This window comes from Streptomyces sp. FH025 (assembly GCF_017427025.1).
Lineage (GTDB): Bacteria > Actinomycetota > Actinomycetes > Streptomycetales > Streptomycetaceae > Kitasatospora.
Genome location: NZ_JAFLNG010000207.1, coordinates 1 through 11197 on the forward strand (window position 1 = coordinate 1; position 11197 = coordinate 11197).

At 72.3% G+C, this 11197-nt stretch carries 8 protein-coding genes and 1 pseudogene; 8 read left to right on the plus strand and 1 reads right to left on the minus strand.

All coding sequences use genetic code 11. The features are described from left to right. Positions 1-391 (plus strand): annotated as a pseudogene (locus J0670_RS16790) (hypothetical protein); the annotation flags it as partial. 132 nt (positions 392-523) lie between these two features. Then, on the plus strand, positions 524-4057 hold the full coding sequence (dnaE, locus tag J0670_RS16795) for a DNA polymerase III subunit alpha (protein ID WP_207812398.1): 3534 nt from the start codon (positions 524-526) through the stop codon (positions 4055-4057). A gap of 34 nt (positions 4058-4091) precedes the next feature. Here the strand turns inward: dnaE and J0670_RS16800 are convergent, their stop codons facing one another. Next, a complete protein-coding gene (locus J0670_RS16800) occupies positions 4092-4979 on the minus strand; it encodes a LysR family transcriptional regulator (RefSeq protein WP_207812399.1) in 888 nt (295 codons plus the stop codon). 72 nt (positions 4980-5051) lie between these two features. Between J0670_RS16800 and J0670_RS16805 the strand changes: the two genes are divergently transcribed. The 6 genes from J0670_RS16805 to J0670_RS16830 all read left to right on the plus strand — a co-directional run. Next, positions 5052-5939, plus strand: a complete 888-nt coding sequence (locus J0670_RS16805; protein ID WP_207812401.1) for a dihydrodipicolinate synthase family protein — start codon at positions 5052-5054, stop codon at positions 5937-5939. 116 nt (positions 5940-6055) lie between these two features. Further along, positions 6056-7084, plus strand: coding sequence for an aspartate-semialdehyde dehydrogenase (locus tag J0670_RS16810; RefSeq protein WP_207812404.1), 1029 nt, complete (start codon positions 6056-6058; stop codon positions 7082-7084). A 277-nt stretch (positions 7085-7361) separates the two neighbouring features. After that, on the plus strand, positions 7362-8645 hold the full coding sequence (locus J0670_RS16815; protein WP_207812405.1) for an NYN domain-containing protein: 1284 nt from the start codon (positions 7362-7364) through the stop codon (positions 8643-8645). Between the two features lie 81 nt (positions 8646-8726). After that, complete coding sequence (locus tag J0670_RS16820; RefSeq protein ID WP_207812406.1) at positions 8727-9728, plus strand: ABC transporter ATP-binding protein; 1002 nt, start codon at positions 8727-8729, stop codon at positions 9726-9728. After that, a complete protein-coding gene (locus J0670_RS16825) occupies positions 9725-10534 on the plus strand; it encodes an ABC transporter permease (protein WP_207812407.1) in 810 nt (269 codons plus the stop codon). Before J0670_RS16820 ends, J0670_RS16825 begins: the two co-directional genes overlap by 4 nt. Before the next feature lie 147 nt (positions 10535-10681). Further along, a partial coding sequence (locus tag J0670_RS16830) for a DUF2567 domain-containing protein (RefSeq protein WP_207812408.1) occupies positions 10682-11197 on the plus strand: 516 nt, incomplete at its 3' end.

The window sequence follows — 11197 nt, forward strand, 5'->3', positions numbered from 1 at the left end:
GCAGGCCTGGTGCGGGCCGATGCACACCGCGAAGACGCTCGCGGGGTTCGGAGCCGAAGCAGGAGGGGCCGCCTCGCTGCTGCGGCGGTTCTGGTTGTGGACGCCGCACTCGTTCGAGCGGGCCGCGTACCTCGAGGCGCTCGCGGCGATGGGGGCGGCGGGGACGGGCGAGGCGTACACGGAGTCGCTGTGGGACTGCGAGGCGCGAGCGCGGCTGCTGGGGGTCGAGCACGCTCCTGATCGGGCCGAGGTGCGGGAGCGGCTGGCCTACCTCCGGGACGATCCGATGGAGGAGCCCGAGGTCCGCGCAGCCGCCGGGGCGCGACTCGCCGGGCTGGCCTGGGCACCCTCCGTACGGGCGAGGGACGCCCTCCGAAGGGGGCTAGAGTAGACGCGTGAACGTGTGAGTGATGGTCCGGACCCCAAGAGGTGGTCCGGGCCACATCCATTTCCAGGGCATCCCCTGTGACCCGCACGTTCGCCGGCCCACCAGACCAGCACCAGAGCCTCCGGAGGCCCCGCCTTGAGCGATCAGCCGTTCGCGCATCTGCACGTCCACACCGAGTACTCGATGCTGGACGGTGCCGCCCGGCTGAAGCAGATGTTCAAGGAGGTCGAGCGCCTGGGGCAGACCCATGTCGCGATGACCGACCACGGGAACATGTACGGCGCCGCCGAGTTCCACAAGCAGGCGACCGCCGCCGGGATCACCCCGGTGATCGGCATCGAGGCGTACGTCGCCCCGGAGTCCCGCTCGAACACCAAGCGCGTCCTGTGGGGCCAGCCGCACCAGAAGCGGGACGACGTCTCCGCGTCCGGCGCGTACACCCACAAGACCATCTGGGCCCGGAACAAGGAGGGCCTGCACAACCTCTTCAAGCTGACCTCGCGCTCGTACGCCGAGGGCTGGCTCGTGAAGTGGCCCCGGATGGACAAGGAGCTGATCTCCGAGCTGTCCGGCGGCCTGATGGCCACCACCGGCTGCCCCTCCGGCGAGGTGCAGACCCGCCTGCGCCTCGGCCAGTTCGACGAGGCGGTCAAGTCCGCCGCCGACTACCAGGACATCTTCGGCAAGGAGAACTACTTCCTGGAGCTGATGGACCACGGCCTCGACATCGAGAAGCGGGTCCGCGACGGGCTGCTGGAGATCAGCAAGAAGCTGAACATCCCCCCGGTGGTCACCAACGACTCGCACTACACCACCGAGGCCGACGCCGGCGCGCACGACCTCCTCCTCTGCGTGCAGACCGGCAAGAACCTCTCGGACCCGGACCGCTTCCGCTTCGACGGCACCGGCTACTACATCAAGTCCGCCGCCGAGATGTACGCGCTGGACTCCTCGGACGCCTGGCAGGAGGGCTGCCGCAACAGCCAGCTGCTCGTCGCCTCCAGGGTCGACACCGAGGGCATGTTCAAGTTCAAGAACCTGATGCCCCGCTTCCCGATCCCGGAGGGCTTCGAGTCCGAGGCGGACTTCTTCAAGTCCAAGGTCTGGGAGGGCATGGACTGGCGCTTCCCGGAGGGCTACGACGAGGAGCACAAGAAGCTCGCCGAGTACGAGATGGACACCATCATCCAGATGGGGTTCCCGGCGTACTTCCTCGTGGTCGCCGACTTCATCATGTGGGCCAAGAGCCAGGGCATCGCGGTGGGCCCCGGCCGTGGTTCTGCGGCCGGTTCGCTGGTCGCGTACGCGATGGGCATCACCGACCTCGACCCCATCCCGCACGGCCTGATCTTCGAGCGCTTCCTCAACCCCGAGCGCATCTCCATGCCCGATGTCGACATCGACTTCGACGAGCGCCGGCGCGCCGACGTGATCCGCTACGTGACGGAGAAGTGGGGATCCGACAAGGTCGCCATGATCGTCACGTACGGCACCATCAAGGCGAAGGCCGCCATCAAGGACTCCTCCCGAGTCCTCGGCTACCCGTACGCGATGGGTGACCGCATCACCAAGGCGATGCCGCCGGACGTCATGGGCAAGGGCATCCCGCTCTCCGGCATCACCGACTCCTCCCACCCGCGCTACGGCGAGGCCGGTGAGATCCGCGGTCTGTACGAGACCGACCCGGACGTGAAGAAGGTCATCGACACCGCGCGCGGCATCGAGGGCCTGATCCGCCAGCCCGGTGTGCACGCGGCCGGCGTCATCATGTCCGCCGAGCCGCTGACCGACCACATCCCGGTCTGGACCCGGCACACCGACGGCGTCACCATCACGCAGTTCGACTACCCGACTTGTGAGGGCCTCGGCCTTCTCAAGATGGACTTCCTCGGCCTGCGCAACCTGACGATCATGGACGACGCCGTCAAGGCGATCGAGAAGAACAAGGGCGAGAAGATCGAGCTGCTCAAGCTGCCGCTCGACGACAAGCCGACCTACGAACTCCTCGCCCGCGGCGACACGCTCGGCGTCTTCCAGCTCGACGGCGGCCCCATGCGCTCGCTGCTGCGCCTGATGAAGCCCGACAACTTCGAGGACATCTCCGCCGTCCTGGCGCTGTACCGCCCGGGCCCGATGGGCGTCAACTCGCACACCAACTACGCGCTGCGCAAGAACGGGCAGCAGGAGATCACCCCGATCCACCCGGAGCTGGAGAAGCCCCTGGAGGAGGTGCTCCGGCCCACCTACGGCCTGATCGTGTACCAGGAGCAGGTGCAGAAGGCCGCGCAGATCCTCGCCGGTTACTCGCTCGGCCAGGCCGACCTGCTGCGCCGGGCCATGGGTAAGAAGAAGAAGGAGATCCTGGAGGCGGAGTTCGTCCCCTTCCAGAAGGGCTGCCGGGAGCGCGGCTACTCCGACGCGGCCATCCAGGCGGTGTGGGACGTCCTCGTCCCCTTCTCCGGCTACGCGTTCAACAAAGCGCACACCGCCGGGTACGGGCTGGTCTCGTACTGGACGGCGTACCTCAAGGCCAACTACCCGGCCGAGTACATGTCCGGGCTGCTCACCTCCGTCAAGGACGACAAGGACAAGTCCGCGGTCTACCTCAACGAGTGCCGCAAGATGGGCATCCAGGTGCTGCCGCCGGACGTCAACGAGTCGGACTCGGACTTCACCCCGCACGGTGACACCACCGTCCGCTTCGGTCTCACCGCCATCCGCAACGTCGGTGGGCCGGTGGTCGAGTCGATGATCCGGACGAGGAAGACCAAGGGGAAGTTCAGCTCCTTCCCCGACTTCCTGGACAAGGTGGAGTCGGTGGTCTGCAACAAGCGGACCGTCGAATCGCTGATCAAGGCGGGCGCCTTCGACTCGCTCGGGCACACCCGCAAGGGCCTGAGCGCGCAGTTCGAGCCGATGATCGACAACGTCGTCGGCGTGAAGCGCAAGGAGGCCGAGGGGCAGTTCGACCTCTTCGGCGGCGACGCCACCGCCGACGAGCCGAGCTTCGGGCTGGACGTCGTCTTCTCCGAGGAGGAGTGGGAGAAGTCCTTCCTGCTCACCCAGGAGCGGGAGATGCTCGGCCTGTACGTCTCCTCGCACCCGCTGCACGGCATCGAGCACGTGCTCGCCGACAAGGCGGACTGCGCGGTGGCGGACCTCGCGGACCGGCCGGACGGGACGATCGTCACCATCGGCGGCATCATCTCGGGCCTCCAGCGGAAGATGACCAAGCAGGGCAACGCCTGGGCGATCGCCACGGTCGAGGACCTGGCCGGGTCCATCGACTGCATGTTCTTCCCGGCGAGCTACCAGCTGGTGTCCTCGCAACTGGTCGAGGACGCCGTGGTGTTCGTGCGCGGCAAGCTGGACAAGCGGGAGGACGTGCCGCGGCTGATGGGGATGGAGCTGTCGGTTCCGGACCTGTCGAACGCGCACGCCGACGCGCCGATCATCATCAACATCCCGAGCGGCAAGATCACCCCGCCGCTGGTGGCCCGGCTCGGCGAGGTGCTCGGCAGCCACAGGGGCACCACCGAGGTGCGGGTCCGGCTGGAGGGCCGCAACAAGACGACGGTGCTGCGGCTGGACCGGCACCGGGTGAAGTCGGACCCGGCGCTGTTCGGGGACCTGAAGCAGCTGCTCGGGCCGAGCTGCCTGGTGGTCTGAGGCGAAGTCCGGGCCGGGTCCGGGCGGCGGTTCCTCAGGAACCGCCGCCCAGACCCGGCGGGACGGCCGTGTGCAGCGCCGAGACGAAGGCCGAGATGGCCGGGTGGGAGCCCGCGCCGGCCCGGAACGCCGCGCGGGTGCGGCGGTACATGGGCAGCCGGGTGAGGACGACGCCGGGCGGGGGCTCGGCGGTGCCCAGGTGGGGGACCAGGGCGACGCCCTGGCCGGCCCCGACCAGGGCCAGCACGGTGGTGAAGTCGTCGATCTGGTGCCGGATCCGGGGCGCGAAGCCCGCCGACTCGCAGGCGCGGACGGCCATGGAGCGGCAGAGCGTTCCGGGCGGGGACATGATCCAGGGCGCGCCGCGCTGCTCGGCGACCGTACCCGGGTGGCGGGCGGCCAGGTACATCGGCTCGGTGAAGACGGGGCGGGTCACCGCGAGGCCCGGTTCCGGGTCGGTCGGGACGAGGTCGTACTCGTGCACCAGCGCGACGTCCAGCTCACCCGCGCGCAGCGCCGCGCCGACGGCCGCAGGGTCCACCTCGGTGACCATCGGCTCCAGGCCGGGGTGCCAGGCGGCGAGCTCGGCGAGCGCCGCCGGGATGATCGCGCGGGCCGCCGAGGGGTAGGTGCCGATGCGCAGCGGGCCCGCCAACCCCCGCTTGGCGTGGGCGAGTTCGGCGTCCGCCTGCTCCAGCAGGGCGAGTACCGACTCGGCGTGGCGGACGAGGCCCAGCCCGGCCGGGGTGAGGGTGACCCGGCGGCCGGTGCGCTCCAGCAGCGGGACGCCCGCCTCCTTCTCCAGCACGGACAGCTGCTGGGACACCGCCGAAGGGCTGAAGGACAGCGCCTCGGCGACGGCCGCGATGGTGCCGAGGTGGGCGAGTTCGCGCAGCAGGCGCAGGCGTCGGACGTCGAGCATCAGCTCAGCTTACGAGAAGCGTCAGGGATGTGAACTGGACCTGGGCGATCGATGGGCCGCAGGATCGTGGGCATGGAACTCAAGGGCATTCACGTCCCCCTGATCACTCCCTTCGCCGCCGACGGCTCGGTCGCCCTCGACGCGCTGGAGAAGCTCGCGTACGAGGTGCTCGACGCCGGGGCCGCCGGGCTGGTCGCGCTCGGCACCACCGGCGAGCCGGCCGCGCTGAGCGCCGAGGAGCGGGACGCGGTGGTCGAGGTCACCGCGGCCGCCTGCGCCGCGCGCGGGGCGCAGCTGACCGTCGGCGCGTCCGGCGGCGACACCCGAGCCGTCGGCGAGGCGCTGGTCGCGCTCGGCGCGCGGGTGCCGCAGGCGGCGGCGCTGGTCACCACCCCCGCGTTCGTCCGGGCCGGCGAGGCCGGGACGGTCGCGCACTTCCGGGCGCTCGCCGCGAGCAGCCCGCTGCCGCTGGTCGTCTACCACATCCCGTACCGCACCGGGCAGCAGCTCTCCCCCGCGGCGCTGCGCGAACTGGCCGCGATCGAGGGCGTGGTGGGCGTCAAGTACGCGACCGGCGGGCTGGACCAGACGGCCGCCGAGCTGTTCGCCGACACCCCCGCGGGCTTCGCGGTGCTGACCGGGGAGGACGCCTTCCTGTCGCCGATGCTGGCGATCGGCGCGGCCGGGGGCATCCTGGCCTCCGCGCACCTGGCGACCGCCCGGTTCGTCGAGCTGTACGAGGCCTGGCGGGCCGGGGACGTCGAGCGGGCTCGGGAGCTCGGGCACCGGCTGACCGCCCTGGCGCTGTCCGCGTTCACGGCGCCGAACCCGACGGTGACCAAGGGCGTGCTGCACGCCCAGGGCCGGATCCCCACCCCGGACGTACGGCTGCCGCTGCTGCCGGCCGGGGCGGCCGAGGTGGAAGCGGCGCTGGCGCTCGCGAGTGGTCTGGACCACTAAGCGCTCTCGCCCCAGCGCTCTCACACCGTGGAATACCAGGTCGCCCCACCCGTGTGACAAGGCATGATGGGCAGAGTGCGGCTGTGAACAGCATCTTTCATGAGGAGTAGTCGGAGATGAAGATCGGCATTGTCGGTGCCACCGGTCAGGTCGGCGGCGTGGTCCGCGAGATCCTGGCGGAACGCAACTTCCCGGTGGAGCGGCTGCGGCTGTTCGCGTCGGCCCGCTCGGCCGGGCGCACCCTGCCCTGGCAGGGCACCGAGGTCACCGTCGAGGACGCGGCCACGGCCGACTACACCGGCCTGGACATCGTGATCTTCTCGGCCGGCGGCGCCACCTCCAAGGCCCTGGCCCCCAAGGTCGCGGCCGCCGGCGCCGTGGTCATCGACAACTCCTCCGCCTGGCGCCGCGACCCCGAGGTCCCGCTGGTCGTCTCCGAGGTCAACCCCGAGGCCATCGCCGACCGCCCCAAGGGCATCATCGCCAACCCGAACTGCACCACCATGGCCGCCATGCCCGTGCTGCGCCCGCTGCACGAGGAGGCCGGCCTGGCCGCCCTGATCGTCTCCACCTACCAGGCCGTCTCCGGCAGCGGCGTGGCCGGCGTGGCCGAGCTGCAGGACCAGGCCGCCAAGGTCGTGGAGGGCGCCTCCGCGCTCGCCCACGACGGCCGGGCCGTCGAGTTCCCCGAGCCCAAGGTCTACAAGCGGCCGATCGCCTTCAACGTGGTGCCGCTGGCCGGCTCCATCGTGGAGGACGGCTCCAACGAGACCGACGAGGAGCAGAAGCTCCGCCACGAGAGCCGCAAGATCCTCGGCATCCCGGAGCTGAAGGTGGCCGGCACCTGCGTGCGCGTCCCGGTCTTCTCCGGCCACTCGCTGCAGATCAACGCCCGCTTCGAGCGCCCGATCAGCCCCGAGCGCGCCGCCGAGCTGCTCACCGGCGCCCCCGGCGTCGAGCTGTCCGAGATCCCCACCCCGCTCCAGGCGGCCGGACAGGACCCGAGCTACGTCGGCCGGATCCGGGTGGACGAGACCGTGGAGAACGGCCTGTCGCTGTTCGTCTCGAACGACAACCTGCGCAAGGGCGCCGCGCTCAACGCCGTCCAGCTGGCCGAGCTGGTCGCCGAGGAGCTCAAGGGCTGAAGCCCCTCGTGAGCTCAACATGAGCCCACCGCGAGCCCGACGTGACGTTTGACGGGCCCCGTCGTTGTACGGGGCCCGTCATCGTGTCTTCGCGCCCCGTTGGGTCGCCCGTTGCGGGACCGGGACGTTCGCCGAGGTTCGGCGCGCGAACCAGGGGGAAAAGGTGACGCAACGATCGGGCGGCCACGGGGTCCCCTCACCCCACTACGCCCGGACGGCGGGGCGGGCCACTCACCCCCCGGCCGACCTGCGAGGGCAAGTGGAAAGAGGTGCGCGGATGGACCGCTGTGTCGTCCTGGTGGACGCCGGATACCTGCTGGGCGCCGCCGCCAGCCTGCTCGCGGGCGACCCGTCCCGCTCCAGGGTCACCGTCGACCACACCGCGCTGATCACCGCGCTGCGCGAGCGCGCCGAGGCCGAGACCGGGCTGCCGCTGCTGCGGATCTACTGGTTCGACGCGGCCCCCGACCGGCGCCCGATGCCCGAACACCGCCGGCTGCGGGTGCTGCCCAGGGTCACCGTACGACTGGGCGCGCTGACCCGGGCCGAGGGGCGCTGGGTGCAGAAGGGCGTGGACGCCGCGATGCACGCCGAACTCTCCGAGCTCGCCCGCAACCGGGCCTGTGCCGACGTCGTGCTGATCACCGGGGACGGCGACCTGCTGCCCGGGATGATGACCGCCAAGGAGCACGGGGTGGCCGTGCACCTGTGGGCGCTTCAGGCCGCCGACGGGGACTTCAACCAGTCCGAGGACCTGGTGGGGGAGGCCGACGAGCGGCGGGTGCTGGACCGGGAGTGGATCGAGGGGTCGTTCTCGCTGCGGGAGAGCTCCAGCGTGTTCCCGGCGCCGGGGTCGGGCGCGGCCCGGCAGGAGATCGCCAAGATCCTGGCCGCCCCGCCCGCGCTGCCCGCCGCACTGCCCACCGTGGTGCCCGCGGTGGTCCGGCCGGCGGCGGCCGAGGCGGTGCCCGAGGCCCCCGCGACGAACGGGCGGCCGCAGCCGGCCGCGGCGCTGAGGGTCGTCCCCACCCCGAAGGACCTCGCCGGGCGCGTCTCCGCCGTCACGCCGATCACCCCGGTGGCGAACGGGCTCGCCAACGGGCACACCAACGGGCACACCAACGGGCACCTGGCGGGCGGGCCGGTGCTGCGGTGGTCCTCCGACCGGGGCTGGGTGGACCGGCCCGCGCCCGAACCGTCCGTCACCGCCGGGGACAGCCTGCCGACGCTGGCCCAGCTGACCACCGCCGAGCAGCGCTGGGCCGACCGCGAGGAGGACATCACCACGATCGGCGGTGACGCCCACGAGGTCGGGCAGGTCTTCGCCAGACGCTGGAGCGACCGGCTGGGCGACGTGGAGCGGCTGACCGTGCTCTGGCCCGACTACCCGCGCATCCCGCACCGGGTCGACGGCGAGCTGCTGCGCTACGCGGCCCGCTTCGGGCTGCTCGCGCACAAGGACGACCAGATCGACGAGCACGACCGCTACGCCATCCGGGCGGGCTTCTGGAAGGAACTCGCGGCCCGGGTGCCGGGCGGGTCGATGGTGGTGGACGACTGATCCACTACTCCGTTCCGGTGGTTTCCGGTGATCAGGCCCCCTTGTCCGGTTCGCCCGTGTGAGCGCGTAAAGTCTTCGGTCGTGAAAGAGACGGCCGGGCGAGCACCCCAGGACACCCCGCCGTGCGTCGCCGTGCGCGACCTGGTCAGGACCTACCGCGGCGGCGGGCGCGGCGCCGCCGCCGCCGAGATCCGGGCCAACGACGGGATCAGCCTGACCGTCCGGCAGGGCGAGATCTTCGGGCTGCTCGGGCCGAACGGCGCCGGGAAGTCCACGCTGGTGCGCCAGCTCACCGGGCTGCTGCGGCCGGACTCCGGCTCGGTCGAGCTGCTCGGGCACGACATCGTGCGGCACCCGGAGCGGGCCGCGCGGCTGCTCGGCTACCTGGGGCAGGAATCCACCGCCCTGGACGAACTGACCGTCGCCCTGGCCGCCGAGACCACCGGGCGGCTGCGGGGGCTCACCCGGGCGCAGGCCCGCGGCCGGGCGGCGGAGGTGCTGACGGAGCTCGGGCTGGAGGCGATCGCCCAGCGGCCGCTGGCCAAGCTGTCCGGTGGGCAGCGGCGGCTCGCGTGCTTCGCGGCCACCCTGGTGGGGGAACGGCCGCTGCTCGTCCTGGACGAGCCGACCACGGGCATGGACCCGGTGGCCCGGCGGGCCGTCTGGTCGGCCGTGGACCGGCGGCGGGCCGAGCACGGGACGACCGTGCTGCTGGTCACCCACAACGTGATCGAGGCGGAGACGGTGCTCGACCGGGTCGCCGTGGTGGACGAGGGCCGGGTGATCGCCTGCGACACGCCCGGTGGGCTCAAGGCCCTGGTCGACGGCGACGTCCGGCTCGACCTGGTCTGGCGGGACGAGGCGCCGCTCGGCGTGCCCGCCGTCGCTGAGCTGGCCGAACGGGCCGAGCGCACCGGGCGCCGCTGGACCGTCCGCACCACCCCCGAGCAGGCCCGCGAACTGGTCGCCGCCGTCACCACCGGCCCGGCCTTCGCCGCCCTCGACGACTTCACCCTCGCCACCCCGAGCCTTGAGGACGCCTACCTCAAGCTGGGCGGCCGCCACGGAGGACTCGCCAAGTGACCCTGCTCTCGGTGCCCCCGAGGACCGACCGGTCGACGGCCGGGCCCGCCCCGCTCGCCCCCGCCGCGCGGCTGCTGCCCGCGCTCGCCGCGGTGTACCGGGCGCAGCTCGCCCGGGCCAGGGTGGCGCGGATCCCGCTGCTGTTCGTGGCGACCTTCCAGTCCATCGGCATCCTGGTGATGATGCGGGGCGTCGTGGACGGCGGGCAGACCTCGGAGGCGCGGTCGGTGGTCGCCGGGTCGAGCGTGCTGGTGGTGGCGTTCGTCGCGCTCAACCTGCTCGCCCAGTACTTCGGGAAGCTGCGGGCCACCGGAGGCCTCGACCACTACGCGACGCTGCCGGTGCCGGCCGCCTCGGTGGTGCTGGGGACGGCCGCCGCGTACGCCTCGTTCACGCTCCCCGGGACGGTCGTCACGGCGGTCGTCGGCGCGGTGATGTTCGGGCTGCCGCTCGGGCAGCTGTGGGTGCTGCTGGCGGTCGTGCCGCTGGCCGGGGCCGCGCTGTCCGGGCTGGGCGCGGCCTGCGGTCTGCTCGCGCCGCGGCAGGAGATCGCGACGATGCTGGGGCAGCTCGGCATGTCGGCGGCCCTGCTGCTGGGCGTCCTGCCGACGGGCCACCTGCCGCAGCCGGTGCTGTGGCTGCGGGACCTGCTGCCCTCGACGTACGGGGTGGAGGCGTTCGCGCGGACCTTCGCGCCCTCGCCGGACTGGGGGATGGTGCTGGTGGACCTCGGGGTCTGCGCGGGGGTGGGCGTGGTGTCGCTCGCGCTGGCCACCTGGGCGTACCGGCGGGCCGTCTCCCGGTAGGGCCTGCCGTCGAGGTCGTGGCCCTTCCCACCCCGTGGGCGGTGGGGCCGTTCGGACGGCCGTCGTGAAACGATGGGGCCTGTGACCGTACCGAACACACCTCCGGATCCCGCCCACGCCGATGTGCCGGCGACGGTGCCGGGTGCCGTGCCCGATCCGTTCGCGCCGCCGCCCGCGGCCGAGGCGTCGCCCGCCCCCACGGCGGGGCGGCTGCTGCCCGAGGCGCGGATCGGGGCGGGGGTCGTGCTCGTCTCCCTGGTGGTCGGCCTGGTGATGGCCGGGCTGTGGGCCTGGCTGTCGCCGAAGGTGCCGCTGGTCGTGGACGGCGACCGGATCCTCTACGCGGACCCCGAGGGCGAGCAGCGGGCCGGGGCCGACGCGGTGTTCGTGCTGATCGGGCTGGGCGCGGGGATCCTGACCGCGCTCGGGGCCTTCCTGCTGACCAGGCGCCGCGGCGGCGGGATCTCGGTCGCGCTGGGGCTGGCGATCGGCGGACTGCTCGGGTCGATCGGTGCCTGGCGGATCGGGCGGTGGCTCGGGCCGAGCGACAACCTGATCGGGGAGGCCCGGCGGGTCGGCAACGGCGGGCACTTCGACGCGAGCATCGACCTGGGGGCGCTCGGGGCGCTGCTGGTGTGGCCGATGACGGCGATGGTGGTGCTG

Excerpts from the sequence above, each read along its gene's own strand:
- J0670_RS16800 (WP_207812399.1), bottom strand. The coding sequence starts at position 4,979 with ATGCTCGACGTCCGACGCCTGCGCCTGCTGCGCGAACTCGCCCACCTC.
- J0670_RS16805 (WP_207812401.1), top strand. The coding sequence starts at position 5,052 with ATGGAACTCAAGGGCATTCACGTCCCCCTGATCACTCCCTTCGCCGCC.
- J0670_RS16810 (WP_207812404.1), top strand. The coding sequence starts at position 6,056 with ATGAAGATCGGCATTGTCGGTGCCACCGGTCAGGTCGGCGGCGTGGTC.
- J0670_RS16815 (WP_207812405.1), top strand. The coding sequence starts at position 7,362 with ATGGACCGCTGTGTCGTCCTGGTGGACGCCGGATACCTGCTGGGCGCC.